The organism is Vibrio sp. 2-Bac 85 (assembly GCF_037546705.1).
Lineage (GTDB): Bacteria > Pseudomonadota > Gammaproteobacteria > Enterobacterales > Psychromonadaceae > Psychromonas.
Genome location: NZ_JALAAB010000006.1, coordinates 67,316 through 90,190, shown reverse-complemented (window position 1 = coordinate 90,190; position 22,875 = coordinate 67,316). Strand labels below are relative to the sequence as shown.

The following is a 22,875-nucleotide window of genomic DNA, read 5'->3' as shown; positions in this document are numbered from 1 at the left end:
CTTTTCTTTTATAATATAGAGCTAAACCCAAGTTCATTTATTTATCCAACGAGAGTAATAACCTATGGAAATTTTGCGAGGGGCACCTGCCTTATCGACATTTCGTGTTAATCAGTTGTTGAAAAACTGTGAAGCGTTAGATTTACCTGTGACAGGCCTATATGCTGAATTTATGCATGCCGCAGATTTATCTGATTCTTTAAATGACCAAGAGTTAGCTGTATTAAAAAAGCTATTAACTTACGGACCGAAAATAGCAGAGCATGATCCTGTAGGGATACTACTCTTTGTGACACCACGCCCTGGCACCATTTCGCCTTGGTCCTCAAAAGCAACGGACATTGCTAAAAACTGTGGTTTAACCAAAGTGAAGCGCCTAGAGCGAGGTATCGCTTATTATGTTGAAACCAGTGCTGAACTGAATCCAGAACAAATCAAAGCATTAACAGAATTGTTACATGATCGAATGATGGAAGTAGTTTTGACGTCATTGGATGATGCGGCGACATTATTTGTTCACGGTAAAGCGGGTGAAATGACAAGCGTTGATGTGATAGGCCAAGGCCGAAGCGCATTAGAAGCTGCCAATGTGAGTTTAGGTTTAGCACTAGCAGATGATGAAATAGATTACTTAGTTGAAAACTTTATTAAGTTAGGTCGTAACCCTAACGATATCGAATTAATGATGTTTGCACAGGCAAACTCAGAGCATTGTCGTCATAAGATATTCAATGCGGATTGGACAATTGATGGCCAAAAACAGCCTAAATCATTGTTTAAAATGATTCGAAATACACATGAACTACATCCTGAATATGTATTATCAGCATACAAAGATAACGCGGCAGTGATGGAAGGTTATCAAGCAGGGCGTTTCTTCCCAAGCGTTGATGACAGAGAATTTGGTTACCACCATGAAGATATTGATATCTTGATGAAAGTAGAAACCCATAACCACCCAACGGCTATTTCGCCTTTCCCTGGTGCTGCAACGGGTTCTGGTGGTGAAATTCGTGATGAAGGCGCAACCGGTATTGGTTCTAAGCCTAAAGCTGGTTTAGTCGGTTTCTCTGTTTCTAATTTACGTATTCCAAGCTTTGAACAACCATGGGAAACGGACTTTGGTAAACCAAGCCGCATCGTTTCTGCGTTAGATATTATGCTAGAAGCTCCATTAGGTGGCGCAGCCTTTAATAATGAATTTGGTCGCCCTAATATTCTTGGTTACTTCCGTACTTATGAAGAGCAAGTAGAAAGCCATAACGGCAATGAAATCCGTGGTTACCACAAACCAATCATGTTAGCTGGTGGGTTAGGTAATATTCGCCGTGAACATGTTCAGAAAAAAGAAATTCCAGTAGGCGCTAAGTTAATCGTATTAGGCGGCCCTGCAATGAACATCGGTCTAGGCGGTGGTGCTGCATCATCAATGGACTCTGGTGCTTCATCTGAAGATCTAGACTTTGCTTCTGTACAGCGTGAAAACCCAGAAATGGAACGTCGTTGTCAAGAAGTGATCGACCGTTGTTGGCAGATGGGTGAAGATAACCCAATCCAATTTATTCACGATGTAGGTGCGGGCGGTTTATCAAATGCAATGCCTGAGCTTGTGAATGATGGCGGTCGCGGTGGTATTTTCGATTTGCGTGCTATTCCAAATGATGAGAAAAGCATGGCACCGCATGAAATCTGGTGTAATGAATCTCAAGAACGTTATGTAATGGCCGTTAAGCCTGAAAACTTAGCCACTTTTGAAGCTATCTGTAAGCGTGAACGTGCACTATATGCAGTGATCGGTGAAGCAACAGAAGAGATGCATTTAACACTTAACGATCCTGAATTTGATAACAAACCGATCGATATGCCGTTAGAAGTATTATTAGGTAAAGCACCTAAAATGCATCGCGATGTTAAAACGCAAACAGCAACAGGTAAGAAGTTAGATCTTTCTGGTGCAACCGTTAGAGGGGCAGCTGAGCGTTTATTACGTTTACCGTCTATTGCTGAAAAAACCTTCCTTATTACGATTGGTGACAGAACAGTAACCGGTCTTGTTGCACGTGACCAAATGGTTGGCCCTTGGCAAGTGCCTGTTGCCGATTGTGCGGTAACAGCAGCAAGTTACGATACGTACTTCGGTGAGTCGATGGCATTGGGTGAACGTACGCCTGTTGCATTGCTTAACTTTGGTGCTTCTGCTCGTTTGGCTGTGGCTGAATCAATTACTAATATCGCATGTTCTGATATTGGTGATTTCAAACGTATTAAACTATCTGCTAACTGGATGTCAGCAACGGGTCATCCTGGCGAAGATGCTGGTTTGTATGAAGCAGTTAAAGCCGTAGGTGAGGAGTTATGTCCTGAATTAGAACTGACTATCCCTGTTGGTAAAGATTCAATGTCAATGAAAACACGTTGGCAGCAAGAAGATGGCAGTGATAAAGAAGTTATTTCTCCGCTATCTTTAATTATTACCGCATTTGGCGCTGTGCGTGATATCCGTAATACGGTGACACCGCAGTTGCGTACAGACCAAGGTGAAACTGATTTAATTCTGATTGACTTAGGTAATGGTAAAAACCGTTTAGGTGGTTCATCACTTGCGCAAGTTTATAAGCAATTAGGTGAAACTACACCTGATTTAGATAGCCCTGAATTATTAAGAGGCTTCTTTAATGCGGTGCAAACTTTAGTTGCTGATCAAAAATTACTGGCTTATCACGATAGAAGTGATGGCGGTTTATTCTCTACTATTACTGAAATGGCCTTTGCTGGACATTGTGGTGTGACTGTTAAACTTGACCAAGTGGGAAGTGATGACTTTGCTGCCCTTTACTCTGAAGAGTTAGGCGCGGTTATCCAAGTTAAACGTGAAGACAAAGAAGCAGTATTAAATACACTTGCTGGACACGGTTTATCGTCAAGTTCATTAGTGATTGGTTCATTAAATGAAACTGACCAAATCGAATTTATTCGTGATGGTGAAGAAGTATTAACTGCAAAACGTAGTGAGTTCCGTGGTATTTGGGCTGAAACAACGCTTAAAATGCAATCGTTACGTGATAATTCTGAATGTGCACAGCAAGAGTTTGATCTTAAATTAGATGATAAAGATCCAGGCCTATCAACTAAGTTAACTTTTGATCTTAATGAAGATGTTGCTGCGCCTTATATTGCTAAAGGTGTTCAACCGCGCATGGCTATTCTGCGTGAACAAGGTGTAAACTCTCAACAAGAGATGGCCGCAGCCTTTAATCGTGCTGGTTTCTCTGCAATTGATGTTCACATGAGTGATGTCTTATCAGGTGATGTGCAATTGAAAGACTTTGCTGGTTTAGTCGCTTGTGGTGGTTTCTCTTACGGTGACGTATTAGGCGCTGGTGAAGGTTGGGCTAAGTCAATCTTGTTTAATGAACAAGCGCGTAACCAATTCCAAACTTTCTTTGAGCGTGAGAATTCATTTGCATTAGGTGTGTGTAATGGCTGTCAAATGCTATCAAACCTGAATGAATTAATTCCAGGTTCAGACTTATGGCCACGTTTTGTTCGCAATAACTCTGAACGTTTTGAAGCGCGTTTTAGTTTAGTTGAAGTGCAAAAGTCTAATTCATTGTTCTTAAATGACATGGCTGGCTCACATATGCCTATTGCTGTTTCACATGGCGAAGGTCGTGTAGAAGTTGCTGATAGTGCTCACCTTGCAGCGATTGAAGCAAGCGGTTCTGTGGCGTTGCGTTTTATCGATAACTACGGCAACAATACTGAAGCTTACCCTGCTAATCCAAATGGTTCGCCAAATGGTATTACAGGTTTAACCTCAAAAGATGGTCGAGTAACTATCATGATGCCGCATCCTGAGCGTGTATTTAGAACAGTTGCTAATTCATGGCATCCTGATGAATGGAAAGAGGATAGCCCTTGGATGCGTATGTTTAGAAATGTGCGTAAGCAATTAGGTTAATAAACGTAGTAAAGTAAATAAATATAGTTAAATAAAAGGGGATCTGATATCCCCTTTTTTATATTTTCATTTACATTTAGTCTGCGGCTAATTTTAAATGAAAATATAAATATGAGAGTAAAGGAGTGAGTCTTGTCTATTACGGTAAATAAGGTGTTATATATAGGGGCTAATATAAAGTTAGCTAAAACCTTACTTTCATTAAATTCTTCTTTAGTGCAATTTGATCTTATTCATTTGTTGTCGACTGATAACTTGGAACAGGTCATTGCAGCAGATCACTACCAATATTTAATTTCTGAGCTACCTATAAACGCTGCAGTGAAAGCCCGTATTGCTGAAAAATTTACTCACTTAGATTGTACTTACCTTGATAACAGTTACCTTGATAACAGTTACCTTGGTAATACTTGTCCCGCTAACACTAGCCTTGAAAGTGAAGTGTCTACTGAAGTAAATATGGAAGACGATTCCAGTAAGGCTCTATTAGTCTCAGCAGAGGTGGAAGCCGCATTAGACTGTATTAGTATCCCAATCTATTACAAAAATATGCAGGGTAAGATTATTGCCTGCAATACCTACTTCTCTCAAGTGTTTGGTTTGTTGCCTGAAAACTTGATCAATCAAACCTTAGAAAGCGTTTTACCGAACGGTCTCGCGAAAAAGGTTCGCCCATCTAAATTAAGTATGTTTAATGATCATCAAGTCGATCTACTTGAATGTGAAATCCGTGATGTAACTGGTATTAAACGTGAATTTTTAATTCGCGAAGAAGTCGCTGATGGTAGTGAGCTGCAAATAGGTATGCTATTTGATGTGTCTGACATGAATGCTGCTAAATACGAAATCGAAAAAGAACGTGTGATGTTGCGGGCTACAGCCGATCTATCTTCAGATCTTATTTTCTTTAAAGATTTAGAGAGCCGCTTTATTGGTTGTAATAAGCAATTTGAAATATTTGTGGGTTGTTCTGAAGCTGATATTGTGGGCAAAAAAGATGACCAATTATTTGAATTAAATCAAGCAAGAATGTGCCAAGCTCAAGATGCACAAGTAATTGCTAATGATGAAACATACAATAATAACGAATATTTGACCTATAACAATGGTGAGCAACATTACATCTATATGCAGAAAGTACCGCTTAAAGATAAACATGGCAAGGTACAAGGTTTAGTTGCTATTGGTCGAGATATCACTGAAAAAAGTTTAATAAAAAAACAGCTTGAACTCGCTATGTTAGTCTTTGAAAATAGTCGTGATTGTATATTAGTGACAGATGGAACTGGTGTTGTTGACAGTGTGAATGATGCCTGCGTAAAAATATCTGGCTATTCCAAACATGAGTTATTGGATAAAAAAATCAGTAGTTTTGCCTACGGTAGAGATTACCGTCGTTTGTTTGTTGATATTGAACGTGGATTGAAAAAAGAAGGTAAATGGCAAGGTAATGCTGTTTTTCATACCAAAAATGGTGACTTAAGTTATTTTTGGTTAGAAGTGTATCAAATTAAGCAACAAGGGATAAAAGCAGAAAATCGTGTTTATTCTTTTACTGACCTTACAAAAACTAAACATAACGAAGAAAAAATAAAGTATTTATCTCGACATGACTCTTTGACCGGATTACATAATCGAATTGCTTTGTTTAACCACTTAGAGGCAGCGATTGCTCGTTCTGCTCATAAATCAACTTCTATTGCCGTTTTGTTTGTTGAAATTAAAGACTTTAGACTGATTAATGAACGTTATGGTCATAACAAAGGTGATTGGGTGCTTAAAACCGTGGCTAAACGTTTACAGCAGTGTGTCTCTAACCGAGATATCATTGCTCGTATTAGTGATGACCAGTTTGTATTAGTTATTGAAGAGTTAGACAACGAGCAAGTTGCGGCATTAATTGCACAAAAAAATAATCAACAACTGTCAGAAAATCTTATTATCGATGATATGCCGGTTAATTTATCCTCATCTATTGGGATCAGTATTTCTCCCGATGATGGTATGGATCTAAACTCGATCCTTTCTAACGCAGAAAGTGCCATGTTACGTTGTAAAAAAGACCAAAGTAGCACTTATCACTTCTATACGAATGAGTTAACCGTGCATTCTACACATCAGCTTGAATTAGAAAATGAGTTGAAAAAAGGCTTTGAAGAAGACCAATTCGAAATTTGTTATTTACCTCAGTATGACCTTAATAAACGCCAAATAGTGGCTGTAGAATCTCTATTACGCTGGAATCACCCAAAGCAAGGGGTGTTATCTCCAAGCTGTTTTACAATGTTAGCAGAGCAATCTGGCCTATTAATCGAGCTCGGTTTGAGAACTTTTACTAAATCAGCAAAACAAGCTGCAAAGTGGCATCAGTCAGGCATTAATTTTGGTCGTATTGCGATTAATATATCAAAGTTAGAACTGTCACAGGTCACTTTAATTGGCTCAATTCAACAGGTGTTATTAGATACGGGCTGTGAGGCAAGATGGTTTGAATTTGAAATTGATGAAAGTTTATTTAGTAGTACCTTACCGACGCTACAAGAAAATTTACTGAATTTAAGTCGTTTAGGTATTTCATTAACCGTAGATGGTTTTGGTGCAGAGCGGTCTGTTTTATATTCGATCGATAAATTAAATATTGAAAAATTTAAAATTTCTAAACACTTCATTCAAGGTGTGCCTGGTTATTTAGCAGGTGAAGCAATGTTAAAATCCCTGTTTGTTTTAGCTCACTCATTAGGTATTGACGTGGTTGGTGATTGTATCGATAGTCAGTCTCAAGATAATGCTGTTTGTGATAAAACACTCGGTAATGAGAAAAACCATCAGCCAAAGGAAGCGATGAGTGCGACTGAAGCCACTTTTTATTTGAGGTGTTATAAGCGCCATTAAAGGCATTCTAGATTCAACATTGAAGAGAATAACGACTAAGTACTAGTTTTGGTCACCATTATTGTCTTTATTCTGCTTCTTAATTTATCGACTCGATTGTTTACTTATAGAAAGTTACTTATAAGAAAATTATTTATAAGAAAGCTATTTAAAATAAATAATCGAGTCGAAAAATATTTGTTATTATTCACTTTCCTTGTCTCTGCTCGCTTTATTCGCAGTATTGCTAATGTTCTGAGCGTATTCATATCCTTCTTCACTCAAGATGTAAAAATTAGCCTGTCTCAAGGTGAAAATATTCTAGGTATAAAGATGAAGCGCTGACGAGTATATCACTGGGCATCAATTGCTTATTGAATAAAGCTGTACTGTTTTTGATCTTTCTATATTGTTAACCAGTAAATACTATAGATAGGTTGTAATCATTTTAATGGGAAATTTATGGATCGTTTTATACCGCATATGACGTGGCTAGAGAGTGAAATATATATTGTACTTTCCGCAACACTCTATTTTGGCCTGCTAACTATTGTCTCATTTCGAGTGGTATTAACGCGTAATCAAATTGGTGTGTCATTAGCGTGGTTATTGCTTATTTTTGCACTGCCTTTAGTGGGAATGGTGGGGTATTTTATTTTTGGAGAGTTAACCCTAGGTGCAAAGCGCAGTAAGCAGCGTAAGCTATTAGCAGGAGAGTTTTTAAACTGGATACAACAGCAAGCCACCACCCATAAGCAAAGTAAAGATAAGATCAGTGCCAATGCGCATTCAATGCAAGCCTTTGTCGAGTCCTATACCAATATGCCGATGGTTAAAGGCAATAAACACACATTGCTCACCGATACGGATCAGATATTGTTGGAACTGATCAAAGAAATAAAAGCCTCACAAAAACATTGTTATTTAATGTTTTATATCTGCAACGAAGGCGGGCTTATTAATCAACTGTTAAATGAATTAAAAGCCGCCGCTGCTAGAGGAGTGAGATGCCAATTACTCTTAGATTCAGTAGGCAGTCATGATTTTTTTAACTCTGCAATACCTGCTCAATTACGTAAAGCCGGTGTAGAAGTGGTTGAAGGTCTGCCAGTGGGTGCGTTGCGCTTATTATTTCAAAGACAAGATCTAAGGTTACATCGAAAATTAGTGTGTATCGATGACCATATTGCCTATACCGGCAGTATGAATTTAGTTGACCCTGCTTTTTTTAATGTACATAAAGGCATTGGCGAGTGGGTCGATGTGATGGTGCGTTGTGAAGGCCCGATCGTACAACATATGCAGGGCTTATTTGTATGGGATTGGTGTTTAGAAACAGAGCATGTGCTTAACCTACCACCTGCGAATAATGATCTATTTTGCATTGAAGGAGATGAAAACTCTCAATTGATCCCCTCGGGACCTGAGTTTGGCAAAGTAGGGATTCATCAAGTATTACTGACGGCGATTTATGAAGCCAAATACAGTTTAGTGTTAACCACGCCTTATTTTGTGCCCGATGAAAGTTTATTAACCGCTTTGCAGGTAGCCGCAATGCGTGGTGTCGATGTGAAGATTATATTGCCGGCAAAAAATGATTCGCTGATGGTGAAATACGCCTCTCGTGCTTTTTTTGAAGACTTGCTAAGTGCAGGTGTGGAGATTCATCAGTTTTATGGTGGTTTATTGCATACTAAGAGTATTGTGATTGATGAAAAAATTGCTTTAATTGGTACGGTAAATTTAGATCGCCGTAGTTTCTGGTTGAATTTTGAGATGACGATGTTGATTGATAATGCGAAGTTTGCAGGTGAGTTGTTAACAGCACAGATGCATTATACGTTAGCGTCTAGGCAAGTGAGTTTGGTGAAATGGCGGCAACGATCTTTTTTCAAACGTTTATTAGAAAGCATTATCTACTTATTTAGCCCGTTGTTGTAGCTTGAGTATAGACTTTAGTTTATTGCTTTAACACTCGTCTGCGCTCGTCTAGTCTGGTTAGTACTTATTTATAGTGCTTTCGCCCTGTCGGCGACACGTCTTTTTTACCGGAAAAGAAACCAGTGCCTAGAAAAGGCAAAGAAACTGACACCGGATCGTTTTCTGATCCAAATAATAAATGGCTTTTATAACGCATCGGCTCTTACGGCACATCCATGTGCCAAACGAGCCTAACCCAAACATCCTGTTTGGCTTTGCTAAAAGCCATTGATGATTTGGGAAAACTCAACGGTGGGGTTGTTCGTCCACATTAGGCAATGTTTTTATACTTTTTATTGAAGCTAGAGTTACTGCTTAGAGTGAGTTCGTCTGTGCTCTTCCAGTCAATTTGATGATTTTAGAAAGCCCAACGGTGGGGTTTTATTATCGCATTTGAGTACCTTAACCTGTCAGTTTTGGTATTTAATATTGCTCATTAATTAAGAGTGTTCGATGATAATGACAATACACGACCTCTTTTTCAGCTTGCTTATTTACTTGCTAAATTTCTGGTACTCTTATTAGCAAAGTAGAACTTGTGCAAGTTTACGTCGCAATGGATGAGAATAAATTTAATGAAAGATGTAAAAAGTGTATTCCGTAATCTCGAAAAAATGCTCCAGAAAGCGAGTTGGTTTGATGATGGCTGGGAAATTTATAATCGTGGCAATTACATGCAACTCTCCAAACATAATTGGTTTAACCAAAACCAAGGTGGTATTCACTTTGAAACCTTTATAGAAGGGCCGCAGATTAAGCAAAAGTCCTTTCCTATCTGCATGCATGTGGAAGAAGATTGTCCTTCTCAGGTTGAATTCATTGATCAATTTATGGCTCTGGAAGAGAAGCGTATAAAAAGTTGGAATGGGTATAAAAAGCTCGAAAGTAGCTATGGTATTTGCCAACGCACATTGCCCCTTAATTTTAAAAATCTAGAACAACGTTTATTTGAAGAGTTTAATCGTCTTCGTCTATTAGAAGAAAGCATCAATCAAGTGTTGCTTAAAATTGAATAAAGCGTTTTTTTGAGTGTAAAAGCGCTATAAAACGAGATATCAGAAATGAAGAAAAGAAAAAGCCCTTGTATTGAACAGTGTGATTTTTCAGGTAGTAAAGGGTGGTGTTCGGGATGTGGCAGAACGAAAAATGAGTGTCAAAAATGGAAATCAATGACGCCATATAACATCACTATTCTTCAAAAAGAGCTTAAAAAGAGAATGCTAAAAATAAAAGTTGAAATGAACTGAGCTGCAATGAAAAGAAAAATTGTACTCATCAAGCTTTGAGCTTGTTTGTTAAAAAGCTGCCTATCTCAGGCTCAGTAAAGAGCGAACTATAATAGATAGGCAGTTCTTATTCAGGTGCTAAAGGGTTTAGCAGCAATCTGAATTAGTGCAGCAGTCACCACAAGCACAACTTTCTGCACACTTACAGCTATCTGTATTACAACAACAGCTCGGGTTTTTTTTGTCTTCACAACATTTACATACTTCACTCATGCTTACTCTCCAGTTAGGTTAGGATCGTTGTCAGTACTACAGCACTGCCAATGATTTTCAAAACAATCTAGTAAATGACAACCAGTCTCTGCGCTCTTGCTTGAACCACAAGCATTTGAAAATACTTCTAATGCTTTAACCGTTGCCTGTAATTCAGAAATCTGTGTTTTAATTTCTTCAATTTTTGTTAACGATTTATGCTTAACGACTGATCGTGATTTACTACAACAATGATCGAAAATGAGAAACTCCTTAATTTCATCTAAGGAGAAGCCAACACCTTGAAGCTTTTTCACCAAACGAATCGAGCGAATATCCTCATTAGAATAATGACGAAATCCATTGATTTTTGGTGGTTGCTCAATAATGGCTTTACGTTGATAAAAACGAATTGTTTCTACGCCAACATTTGCAGCTTTAGCCAGCACGCCAATAGTAATTGGTTTATTCTCATTCATCGATAGCTCCTATCCTACACTCTGTACCTAGGTACAGAGTCAAGCAGAGTTTTTAAATAAAAGCAAAAAATAATCGATATTGAACGCCGGCATTTTATCATTGCATTTGAGCATTGATGTTTTAGGGGGGGCTTTAGTCTGATTTTTTGGCTCATTCTGCCCGTTTGATGTTTATTCGCTTTGATATCGCGGCAGATCTTACGACACATCCTTGTGCCAAATGAGCCTACTTCAAACATCCATGAATGCAGGCCCCTGTGTCAGACTAGTTGTGCTAATAAAAGTATTGTCGTTCGGGAGTAATACCGAAGAAAAGACCTATGGTTTTAGCATTAAATCTTTTAAAGGTTTTCTTATTGAACGAGACGTAGGTAATTGACCTCTTCCTAATCGACCTAAAAATAAGGTGTTCTCAGTATTAGGTACTAAAGCTTCAAACATAGCTCGGCCTTTTTCTGCATTAAGCACGACCGCTTCATTTTCTGTAAATTTAATATCTTGTCTTAAATATTTAGAAAAAATTACAGGTGTTTGTTCGGGTTGAAAGCCAAGACCGAGTTTTGCTGTTGTTAACCAAAAACGTTGTAGCGCTCGTCCTGCTGCAACATAGTCTTCAACGGATTTAGTTTGGTTTTCGGTTTGTATGGCAAAGTGAGCACAACTTTTTAAACTAGGAATAAAATCTAATTGGATGCGAGGTAAAAGCGTTCCGGCAAAATATTTATTCATAAACTCAATGCGATCCCAGCTTTTAAATAACCATTGCATTAGTCTAGCTGTTGCCCAGTCTACACCAAGTGCTTTTTCTGGGATTTTAGTTTCACTAAACTGTTTATGCCAATCAATAATGTCTCTGTGGGTATAAAAGGCCTCTTTCATGGTTAAGCGCGTTTTGGCATTGCAAAAATTAAGTTTTGCTAATTTCAAGCGGTCATCAAAGGATTCAAACCACGTTAGGCTATATCCTGCTGGCAAGGCACTTTCTAATTCTGTTTTTTCGCTACTGGTTAGCGCTCTTGTGCCCATCGCCCTACGTTGAACAGCTCTAATTTTTATAAATGGAAATAAGTCACTGCTACTCACTTTGTCATTCTCACTGTCATTCACAATGTCATCTGCTGTCAGATTAACTGTCATTTTAATGTGTTTGTCATCACTAAAGTCGTTAGTCGTTTGAAGGGTGAAACCAAATTGGGTAGCTGCAATAGCAATAGTTTCAAGTAATATTCCATGTGCTAAATGGCTTGAGTGGCCGTCTAGGTCGTAAACACAATGTTCTCTGGTATCGGTGCCATGAATAACAAAGGATGTGTCGTCGATAATTTCAAACTGCCATGTTTGCATATTATCGCCACTTGGCGCCCAACGTGCATAATCGAGAATTTTTTCTATAGGCGTTAGTTCTACTGGTTCTTGCTGTGGAGTTGTTGGCAGCTTGCTAAGTAATTTCTTTTTGCCAATAGCAAATGCGATACGTTGAATAATGTTATTGTTTCCACCGGGACGCCACGTTTTTTTGAAACGATTGGTATAGGCGTCAAAATGTAATCCCCAAGGTACATTAAGTACTTTGCCGCGATTAAGTAATATTTTAACAACTTGAGTGCCGGCAACACCTGATGCTAATTGGCAACCCATCATGGTAGAAGGGCCTTTTTTGTTACCAAGATCTAATCGCGTTGGGTCGACTAAATAAGCTTGTTGTAATGCTGCGGGTGTTAAACCGAGGAAAAAGCGTAAGTATTGTTCATTTTCAGTGTAACCTTCTAAACGAAAATACTCTTCAAAAGTCATTTTTCCGGGAAGAAAGTTTAAATAGGCGGTACCCATACCTATCGGGGCGGCAGTCGTAGCGGGAATACCTTTTTCAGCACATAGCTTAAAAACATGTTTTCTGGCTTCGATGGCAAAAAAGTCTAATGAGTCAACGTAGCAATCAACACCTTCTAAAAATGCATCAGTATTGTCGTGATTAATGCCTTCAGGAAATACGTTAATCTCAACGTTAGGGTTAATAGATTTGGCCATTTCGACCATAACATCTAATTTTTTTCTATCGTAAGTGTTAGTATTTGCACCGGCTTGTCGATTGGTGTTTTCACAAGCAAATTCATCAAAATCAGACAGGTTAAATTTTGAAATACCTACGCGAACTAAGGTGAGTAAATGTGAACCACCCACTCCACCCATTCCAGCTATAGCTATTCTTTTGGTTTTTAGAATTGCTTGTTCATCTTCAGTAAACCAGCCAAGATTTCGAGAAAAGGCAAGGTCATAGCTAAAAGCATCGCTCATTATAGGGCTCTCTATCTATCAGTTACATCGGTACTTGGAATTTGAAAGGGTTCGTTATTATATTGTTTTAGTGCTATTTGCTCGGCCATTTCTTTATAAATAATGGCATATAAAGCTTCAAGTTGTTCAGTGAGATCTTTATGAAAATCATTTGCCGCTAAATAAAACATGGCGCGTTGGCCATGATAATCGGTTTCATCACCAATTTGTTGGAAAGGTAGTCCAAAACGCTTCAAGCGTCTATTCAGCCTTGGCTCCATCATCACCACCATGCCCTGGTGTTGACATAAACTTGCTAATGCAATGCCGCCTAAGTACAACCCCATCGCGATATTAGGAAAGTTGCGACGTTCTTCTTCTGAATAGATGGTTTCTGGATTGATGTTATTAAGTACATAAGGTACATTTTTTTCTTTTTCACGACGTCTAAACGAAGCAAGCACAGCTAAGCGTGATATTTCACCAAAACTACCGCGGGGTAAAGTACTGGTATCAAACACTTCTTTTCTTGCGCTGTGTAGACAATTCGCCTCAAAAGGTAATTGTTTGTTAGGAACATCGGTTGGAGGGATTATTAAGCGGATACACCCTGCAAAGACGCCTGTGCGTCTATGTTCTAATAAGCAATGATATGCGTAGTCGTCGCATTCATCCGATTCCATTTCTTGCTCATTTTCGGGTTCCCAGCCTAATTCAGAACTATAGACACCGTATCTGATTTTGAATGCTTCTTGTCTGAGTTCTTTTGTATCAGCAAATCGTATTTTGAAAAATTGATTAAAGTTTTCCGCAATTGAATATTGAGTCATTGTTCGTTAGCAATTTCAAAGGTTATATTATGTATCATCGAATATAGCAGTTATAAATTGTTTCACCTTGTTTTTATTGATACTTAATTGATACGTGTCAGTAAATATTAAGGAAATAGCCTCAAATTTAAAGCTTTACGATTTTAGTCACTATGTCACACGCATTTAAAAATAAATGTCTCGATTTTGTTTTATTAACCCGTCTGCTCTTACGGCACATCCATGTGCCAAACGAGCCTAACCCAAACATTCTGTTTGGCTTTACTAAAAGCCATTGATGATTTTGGAAAACTCAACGGTGAGATTGTCCGTTCACATTGGGCAATGTTTTTATGCTTTTTATTGAAGCTAATGCTTAGGATGGGTTGGCTTTGAGTTAGGTTCGTCTGTGCTCATCGAGCAAGCTTGATATTTATTTTCAGTGGTTTCGCCCTGTCGGCGACACGTCTTTCTTTTATCAGAAAAGAAACCAGCACCCAGAAAAGTCAAAAGAACTGACGCTGAATCGTTTTCAAACCCAAATAATAAATGGCTTTTATAACGCACCGGCTCTTACGGCACATCCATGTGCCAAACGAGCCTAACCCAAACATTCTGTTTGGCTTTACTAAAAGCGATTAATTATTTGGGAAAACTTAACGGTGGGGTTATTCGTCCATGATGGGCAATGTTAACTACTTATTTTATTCTGCATGGCAAAACTATAATCTATTTTTCACATAATCCATGTGGTTCTGCATTTCCGCCATAAATATGGGATTATTCTGTCTATCTACATGACCAAGATTTCAGTTTTATTTTTAACTTGTTGATTAGTTTGTTCAGCTTGTTACTCTGATATCAAACTTAAATAAATAAGCGCGTTCTGTTTATCCACCGGAAATACGGTATAGTTCTGCTTAATTACGATGTTATACACTAAAGCGGAGTATTTCACTTGTTGATAGGTTCTCAGAATAAAGTTTATGATCTTGCTCTTGGTCCGTTATGTGAGTTTTTGCAAATTATAGATCTCAAATTATCCGAAATTAGCGATTGTATTTCTAAATCTATTGATCCTGAATCCGATGGTTTATTTGACCGAGGAGAGTATTTTATTGGAATTGGATTCGTTGCTATCCAGCAACATTTGAGTGAGTCGCTTATTGGAATCAGCCCAGATAAGAAAGAAGCTTATGCTCTAGGTACAACACATTCGTCAGGGGTATCTTCTATTTGGATAATTAATGCTGCCGCAAATTGGTGGAAACACGAAACTGAGTGGTTTAAAAATAAAAAAATTCCAAAAAGTGGTGAGTGGACAGTAGAAATAATAATGGATATTTCAAATCAATATGAATATGCATTATCAACTGTATTAGCTTCATTTTCGGAATCTAAAGAATTATCATTTATAAATAATATTATCCCACATGTTCAAAACTGGACAAAAGAAATCTATTCAAAAAAGTAAAAGTAATAAATGCATGGTAAGGGTGTTAAACGGAACTAAAACAGTGGGTTACGTTTCTATTCGCTACACATTATAACTCATGATTTTTGTCCGCTTAACGCGGCGTTGAAGTTGTAGGATTGCTCTAAAAATAACGTTTTACCTTCTTTTTTATAATCTTTCATTGCACTAAAAACCATGTTTTTAGACAAGCAATGATTTTTAGTATATTTAAAAGAACATCTCTACACATAATTCTTCGTGCCCTCTCTGTAGCGGAGCGCTTCGTGGTTAATTTTCTTTTAGGATTGTCATTTATCTACCGTATTCCACATCGAGAAGATCCCCTGCAAAAAACTTGGTATAGCTCAGCCACAAGATAATCCATCAACATACTTTATAATAAAAAGCCTTTATTTGGTTTCACTGGTGATGTTGCATATGAATGTGATAAAAGTGATAGTGCTCAAGGCATTGCTTTTTCATTATTAGATTACCTAGAGTTAGTTTATTGGAGCGGACGTATCTTACGAGAAGATAAGTTAGGTGCGCTGGCCTTCATTCTAAATTACTCAGCAAGATTGGGCTTGATGAAGCCACTTGGTTAACGTTAGCCAGTCGATTTGGTAAAGGCTATCAAGGTGCTGTCGGCTCTTTAGAGGAGATAGCTTCATTTGCAGAGCACGCAGGTAAATGCTGGATAGCTAGTAAAAACCAGTTACGACGACAAGCTCATTAACCTTTCTTAAAAATTCCTTAATAAAAATATAATTTGCGATAGTTAATCGTTAGCGTGGGCATAATTCACGGTTTATGTTCAAATGTGTATTATTTGGGGATTTTAAACACTTGGCTGCTGTTTTTCTTGTTTTCCCCGTGATTAGTTCTTATCGATAGGAGATGAACATTCGTAAACTTTTTTCAGGGGATAAAGAAATGCAGTAGGCGGACACCACACAGTTAAAAATAACTTTAATTATGTGATGTTTTATTCAAATAAATATTAAACTTTTGGTTTTTTACGATAAAAGCTCAAACCAACTAAACTTAATCCAAATAAAAGTATTGATGCTGGTTCAGGTACATTAACCACTGCACCACCACCATCTGCGCCATTAGTGTTAATATTGTTTTGAGACACAAAGGTACCTGTCCCAGTGGTTGTATCCAGAGAAAGCGTTGCACCGGAGTAAGTAAAACCATACAAAGTATTATTAAAGTAATTCAAACCATAAACTGAAGAGTAACCAGTTGAACCAATCAATGTCCCACTACCATCTGCCGTATTCAATGACCAAAGACTGTCGCCGTTTCCACCAGTTGTAGATGATAGGTAAAGGTTGCCTAAATCATCAAAAGAAATATCACCAGATGAATTATATGATCCTGTGCCTATTAAAGAGGCATTACCGGTAGTTGTATCGATTGAATATAAACCATTACCACCACTGCCATACAATATTCCATTACTGGCGAATGTTAAACCATTTACACTTGCACCAGTATTTCCGATTAAAGTCCTAGCGGCTGTAGTTTGGTCGATAGAATAAAGTTGGCTACCACTTGTTACACCATATAATATGTTTGAAGTACTTAGTGCGATATCAAACATAATCCCTGTATTACCAATTAAAGTAGAGCTGTTAGTGGAAATATTATAATCATATAGATTGCCATTAGCTGCACCAATAAATGTGGCATGAGCTGAGCTTGCCGATAAAATCATTGCTCCGCTTATTGCATAAATTATAGATTTCATTTTATATCCTTATGTTGATTTCTATTAATAAAAAAGCTTAATTGCTATTTCGATTAAATAATAAGCATAAAATATTCCAACTAAATAAAGCATATTTATATCAAGCAATTGTTAAAAAAAAGAGATTTTGAAAGTGTTATAAAATCCCCAAAAATAGCTTAAATAAAAAACATGTAAAATATATCGACAAAATACTAGCCTTAATAAATAAAGTGATTTTTTAAATAGTTTTTTCTCTTCTTTTGGTTTTACTTCTGATACATCTATTACGTCAACTTAAGCATTATGGTAATAAGAAGTAATTAATACTCGTTTAGCTCGGAAATGATGGTTCAGAACAACCACTAATTTTACCCTGAATTCACATTCAAACTACCTTTGTCCATACTGTTTTAAAGGCTCTGAGATAGCTTGTTATGACGCATTTCGACAATCCCAAGTGTTACTTGCGGATACACTCTATTACCTCTGTATATCTCGCTGTGCTTCTTGGGATCTATTTTTAATGTTAAAATCTTTAATATTAAAGTAATAATGCAATAGCGAGATTTTACGTGACCTTAATAAGTTTTTTTTAGCGGATCTCGCCGGTACTGCATCGGATCATCAGTTATCTAATGTGCATTCCTAACAGGTAAATAATATTAATGAATCTATTCAATAAAATGGCTGCGTTGTTATCGATAAACTGGCAAAAATTTACTCTGCTTTGTTCTCAGACACAGCAGTTTCAAGATCGAGTTTGGATCGTTAGTATTCAGCAAAAAACAGGACAAAAGAGTAATTTATTTAACGATACTTTTGTGGTCAGTGAGGATAGTTTTGATAAGCCAATGCAATGGATGGAAAAGCAGGGGTATCAGCCTGAAATAATTAATGATGTGAATAATATGCAACGCTCTCAAGCGATTAAAATAGAATTGGAAAACAGTTTGCATAGCTTGATGAGAGTTAAATAGTTTTAGGAGGATGACGGGGAATCTTGGTTTTTGCTTTGACCTTTGACCTTTGACCTTTTACTTTTTAGCCATTGAAAGCAAGGTATCTGAAAATAACGTTTAATCATATTTAAAAAGTAACTTATTTAAAAGGTAACCTCTTTAAAAAGTAACCTCTTTAAAAAGTAACTTGCGTTTTACTAATAACCCTTCGTGACCTCTGTGTAGCGCAGTGCTTCGTAGTTAATTCTTTTTTTGGTTTGTCGTTTATTTATCATATCCAAATTGAAATTATGAATATTCATTAGGTTTAATTTTTTCAAGGTTATTTATCTTTTACGATTAACCCTTCGTGACCTCTGTGTAGCGCAGCGCTTCGTGGTTAATTCTCTTTTTATTAGGCTTGTCGTTTATTTATCATATCCAAATTGAAATTATGAATATTCATTAGGTTTAATTTTTTCAAGGTTATTTATCTTTTACGCTTAACCCTTCGTGACCTCTGTGTAGCGCAGCGCTTCGTGGTTAATTCTCTTTTTAGGTTTGCCGTTTATTTACCAAATTCCAAACACAAAAAAGCCTGCATAAAGCAGGCTAAAAGTGGGGTACTAAATTATAAACTATTTAGCTTTTTTCTCTTCTTTTGGTTCTGCTTTAACTTCCACTTCTGGTACATCCATTACGTCAGCGTAAGCCGTGCCGTAGTAAGAAGCGATTAATACTTCTTTAAGCTCAGCGATTAATGGGTAACGTGGGTTTGCACCTGTACATTGGTCATCGAACGCATCTTCAGCAAGTTTATCAACTTTTGCCATGAATGCAGCTTCATCAACACCTGCAGCTTGGATTGATAGTGGAATATTCAATGCTACTTTTAACTCTTCTAACCAGTTTAATAGCGCGTTAAGTTTGTCTTCAGTGTTACCTGTTGTGAAACCTAAGTGTGCTGCTATTTCTGCATAACGAGCACGTGCTTTAGGGCGATCGTACTGTGAGAATGCAGTTTGTTTAGTTGGGTTATTCGTTGCGTTGAAACGAATAGTATTCGCAATTAATAACGCATTTGCTAAACCATGTGGAACGTGGAATTCAGCACCTAGTTTGTGCGCCATTGAGTGACAAACACCTAAGAATGCATTAGCAAAAGACATACCAGCGATAGTTGCTGCGTTATGTACTTTTTCACGTGCTATAGGGTCTTTTTTACCGTTAGTGTATGAGCTTGGTAAGTACTCTTTAAGCATTTTAAGCGCTTGTAGTGCATGGCCGTCTGAGTATTCATTCGCTAATACAGAAACGTAAGCTTCCATTGCGTGAGTTACTGCATCGTAACCACCGAAAGCACATAAAGATTTAGGCATATCCATAACAAGGTTTGCATCTACAATCGCCATGTTTGGTGTTAGCTCGTAATCTGCTAATGGGTATTTTTGACCTGTTTTTTCATCTGTAACAACAGCAAATGGTGTTACTTCAGAACCTGTACCAGAGGTTGTAGTAATACATACTAACTCTGCTTTAGAACCCATTTTAGGGAATTTGTAGATACGTTTACGGATATCCATAAAGCGCATTGATAAGTCTTCAAAATCTGTTTCTGGGTGCTCGTACATTACCCACATGATTTTCGCTGCATCCATTGGTGAACCACCACCAACTGCTAGAATTACATCAGGTTGGTAGCTTAAACATGCTGCTGCACCTGCTTTTACGACTGCTAATGTTGGATCTGCTTCTACTTCATGGAACACTTCAACTTCCATGCCTTTTTCTTTTAGGATAGAGCGTAGGTCATCGATGTAACCATTGTTGAATAAGAAACGGTCAGTCACGATAAGTGCACGTTTTTTGCCTTCAAGGTCAGTCATAGCAACTGGTAAACAGCCGCGGCGGAAGTAGATAGATTTTGGTAGTTTATGCCACAACATATTTTCAGCTCTCTTCGCAACAATTTTCTTATTGATAAGGTGTTTTGGACCTACGTTTTCAGAGATAGCGTTACCACCCCATGAACCACAACCTAATGTTAAAGAAGGTGCTAACTCAAAGTTGTAAAGGTCACCGATACCGCCGTGAGATGCTGGTGTATTGATAAGAATACGCGCTGTTTTCATTTTGTCGCCAAAGTAAGCGATACGTTCAGCGTTTGCATCTTGGTCTGTGTAAAGTACTGATGTATGGCCAACACCACCTATATCTAACACGATACCTGCTTGGCGTACTGCATCTTCAAAGTCTTTTGCTTTAAATAGACCTAAAGTAGGTGATAGTTTTTCATGTGCAAATTCGTCATCCCAAGAAGCTTCTAAACCTTCTCCGATCAGAATTTTAGTAGACGTTGGTACTTTAACACCGGCTAATGCGGCAATTTTGTAAGCTGGTTGACCTACGATTTTAGCGTTCAATGCGCCATCGATGATCATCACTTTACGTACTTTGTCTGCGTCTGCTTGGCTTAATACTGCTGCGCCATATTTTGCAAAACGTGCTTTTACTTCGTCGTAAATTGATTCAACAACAATTGCTGCTTGTTCAGAAGCACAAATTACACCGTTATCGAAAGTTTTAGACATTAAGATTGAAGAAACTGCACGTTTGATATCAGCGGTTTCGTCGATAACTACAGGTGTGTTACCCGCGCCAACACCGATTGCTGGTTTACCTGAAGAGTAAGCTGCTTTAACCATGCCTGGACCGCCAGTTGCAAGGATAAGGTTGATATCATCATGTTTCATTAATGCATTTGAAAGTTCAACTGATGGTACGTCAATCCAACCAATAATATCTTTTGGTGCACCTGCTTTGATTGCTGCATCTAATACAACTTTTGCTGCATAGTTTGTTGCGTTTTTAGCACGTGGATGTGGAGAGAAGATACAGCCATTACGTGTTTTAAGGCAGATTAGTGCTTTAAAAATTGCAGTTGAAGTTGGGTTTGTTGTTGGGACGATGGCACAAACAATACCTACAGGCTCAGCAATAGTGATAGTGCCGCCTTCATCATTGCGGTCAATAACACCACAAGTTAGTTCGTCTTTGTATTTGTTGTAAATGAATTCAGATGCAAAGTGGTTCTTGATTACTTTGTCTTCCATGATGCCCATGCCAGACTCGTTGGCTGCCATTTTTGCAAGTTCGATACGTGCTGTAGATGCTGCTAATGATGCGGCACGGAATATTTTATCAACTTGCTCCTGTGAGTAAGTTGCAAATTCTTTTTGCGCCGCTTTTACACGTGCAACCATTGCATTTAGTTCAGTGACATTACTTACCGTCATATATTTCTCCAAAAGTTTAATAAATTTAAAAGTTTTAAAAATGTTCTATTAAATCGTATCTCTTTATCAAAACTGGCTATTAAAAATGGACTTAGTAAAAAACTTTCACAGTCATTATAGAAATAACACTCTTTCTCGTATTGATCGAGATCACTATAAAGTGAATGTGCCACGATTATTTAGTGTGATTTAAATCACTTTTTTGTGATTTATCATTCTTTCTTAATAGTCGTTAAAATCAGTTGTGAAGACTTATTGAGTCAAAATAAATCGAAATCATTGTATGTCCATTAGACAACAAGAGTCTACAGCTTGAGATCTAATTTTCATTAATCTACGGCAATCATTTATACTGTCATTTCTTGTTTTTATTTAACCTCTGTTGAGGCATATAAAGCGACTGTTTTACTCAAAGGAAAATAAACATGGTAAGTGTATCCACGGCGGGCCGTACAGCATTGTATTTTTCTGCTTTAGTCATTTCGTTAGCAGGGATAAAAGAAGCTGCACCGATTGTTGTTCCTTTTTTATTGTCATTATTTGTGGCTATTATCTGTAACCCTGCGATTAATTATTTAGAGCGTAAACGATTACCTAGAGGGCTTGCGATTGCTTTTGTTATCGTGGTTATTTTCTCTTTATTTATTGTGTTGGGCGGTGTCGTTGGCGCTGCTGTTAATGATTTTAGTAAAGCAATACCCACCTATGAGGAACAACTATCAGAACAGCTAACCTGGTTAATTGAATGGTTAGGAAAGCATGATATTAGGTTGTCGATGGGGGAAGTACGTGGTTATTTTGACCCTGCTAAGGTGATGAATTTAGTGACCACGACCTTATCTGGGTTCAGTAGTGTGCTGGGTAATATTTTCCTGTTGTTATTAACGGTTGTATTTATGTTAGCGGAAGGGCAAGTTTTCCCTAAGAAACTGCATATTGCATTTGATGATTCTGAGCAAACAGAGAAAAAGTTAGACCATTTTTTAAGCATGGTGAATCGTTATATGGCGATTAAAACTATGGTCAGCTTAGGGACGGGTGTTGTTATTGGCTCGGTGCTGTGGGCAATGGGAGTACAATTTTACGTGTTATGGGCATTACTCGCTTTCCTATTAAATTATATCCCTAATATCGGCTCCATTATTTCAGCAGTACCGGCAGTGATTCTGACTTTTTTACAATTAGGTCCTGGGTATGCAGCAGTGGTTGTTGGGTTGTTTGTTAGTGTAAATATGATCATGGGTAATGTTGTTGAGCCGCGTTTCATGGGGCGTAGTTTAGGGCTATCAACGCTAGTCGTGTTTTTATCTTTAATTTTCTGGGGATGGTTATTAGGTGTCGTCGGTATGCTGTTATCGGTTCCGCTAACGATGATCTTAAAAATTGCTTTAGAAAATAGTGAAGATGGGCGTTGGTTCGCTATTTTATTAAGTTCTGATCAGGAAGTGTCTGCATTTGAACAAACTAATATAGAAAAATCAAAGGCGCATGAAGCTGATAAAGAAACTTCATCGAAAAATACTCAGTCGAACGAGACTGAGTAACTGCGATGATCGATTAGTTAACCATTTAGTAATTAGCTTTATTAGTTGGCT

The 22,875-nt window shown here is 37.8% G+C and carries 12 protein-coding genes and 1 pseudogene; 8 read left to right on the top strand and 5 right to left on the bottom strand.

Translation table 11 applies throughout. The features are described 5' to 3' along the window. Positions 1-64 precede the first annotated feature (64 nt). The 5 genes from purL to MT390_RS08480 all read left to right on the top strand — a co-directional run bounded on the left by purL (position 65) and on the right by MT390_RS08480 (position 10,059). The gene (gene purL / locus MT390_RS08500; protein ID WP_499440643.1) at positions 65-3,961 is read left to right on the top strand and encodes a phosphoribosylformylglycinamidine synthase; all 3,897 of its coding nucleotides are present in this window, start codon (positions 65-67) and stop codon (positions 3,959-3,961) included. A gap of 132 nt (positions 3,962-4,093) precedes the next feature. Further along, positions 4,094-6,853, top strand: a complete 2,760-nt coding sequence (locus MT390_RS08495) for a sensor domain-containing protein (RefSeq protein ID WP_499440641.1) — start codon at positions 4,094-4,096, stop codon at positions 6,851-6,853. 441 nt (positions 6,854-7,294) lie between these two features. Continuing rightward, the gene (gene cls / locus MT390_RS08490) at positions 7,295-8,773 is read left to right on the top strand and encodes a cardiolipin synthase (RefSeq protein ID WP_166372239.1); all 1,479 of its coding nucleotides are present in this window, start codon (positions 7,295-7,297) and stop codon (positions 8,771-8,773) included. A gap of 614 nt (positions 8,774-9,387) precedes the next feature. After that, positions 9,388-9,828, top strand: a complete 441-nt coding sequence (locus MT390_RS08485) for a hypothetical protein (RefSeq protein WP_499440639.1) — start codon at positions 9,388-9,390, stop codon at positions 9,826-9,828. 45 nt (positions 9,829-9,873) lie between these two features. Then, on the top strand, positions 9,874-10,059 hold the full coding sequence (locus MT390_RS08480; protein ID WP_499440638.1) for a DUF1289 domain-containing protein: 186 nt from the start codon (positions 9,874-9,876) through the stop codon (positions 10,057-10,059). Positions 10,060-10,313: 254 nt separating this feature from the next. Here MT390_RS08480 and MT390_RS08475 read toward each other — a convergent pair whose 3' ends face one another. From MT390_RS08475 to MT390_RS08465, 3 genes are all read right to left on the bottom strand, one after another. Then, positions 10,314-10,769, bottom strand: a complete 456-nt coding sequence (locus tag MT390_RS08475) for a MerR family transcriptional regulator (protein WP_499440636.1) — start codon at positions 10,767-10,769, stop codon at positions 10,314-10,316. Positions 10,770-11,087: 318 nt separating this feature from the next. Further along, complete coding sequence (locus MT390_RS08470; RefSeq protein ID WP_499440634.1) at positions 11,088-13,064, bottom strand: ThiF family adenylyltransferase; 1,977 nt, start codon at positions 13,062-13,064, stop codon at positions 11,088-11,090. 11 nt (positions 13,065-13,075) lie between these two features. Next, entirely contained in the window at positions 13,076-13,873 is a 798-nt protein-coding gene (locus MT390_RS08465; RefSeq protein WP_499440633.1) for a PEP-CTERM/exosortase system-associated acyltransferase, read from the bottom strand. 937 nt (positions 13,874-14,810) lie between these two features. Here MT390_RS08465 and MT390_RS08460 point away from each other — a divergent pair. Further along, the gene (locus MT390_RS08460; RefSeq protein WP_499440631.1) at positions 14,811-15,326 is read left to right on the top strand and encodes a hypothetical protein; all 516 of its coding nucleotides are present in this window, start codon (positions 14,811-14,813) and stop codon (positions 15,324-15,326) included. 982 nt (positions 15,327-16,308) lie between these two features. Here the strand turns inward: MT390_RS08460 and MT390_RS08455 are convergent. After that, the gene (locus MT390_RS08455) at positions 16,309-17,064 is read right to left on the bottom strand and encodes a PEP-CTERM sorting domain-containing protein (protein ID WP_166372246.1); all 756 of its coding nucleotides are present in this window, start codon (positions 17,062-17,064) and stop codon (positions 16,309-16,311) included. Between the two features lie 647 nt (positions 17,065-17,711). On the opposite strand from MT390_RS08455, the gene MT390_RS08450 reads away from it, so the two are divergent. Then, complete coding sequence (locus MT390_RS08450; protein WP_499440629.1) at positions 17,712-18,023, top strand: hypothetical protein; 312 nt, start codon at positions 17,712-17,714, stop codon at positions 18,021-18,023. 673 nt (positions 18,024-18,696) lie between these two features. On the opposite strand, the pseudogene adhE reads toward MT390_RS08450, so the two are convergent. Then, positions 18,697-21,280: pseudogene (adhE, locus tag MT390_RS08445) on the bottom strand (bifunctional acetaldehyde-CoA/alcohol dehydrogenase); the annotation flags it as partial. Positions 21,281-21,705: 425 nt separating this feature from the next. Here adhE and MT390_RS08440 point away from each other — a divergent pair. Next, on the top strand, positions 21,706-22,824 hold the full coding sequence (locus tag MT390_RS08440; protein ID WP_499440628.1) for an AI-2E family transporter: 1,119 nt from the start codon (positions 21,706-21,708) through the stop codon (positions 22,822-22,824). Positions 22,825-22,875: the final 51 nt, after the last annotated feature.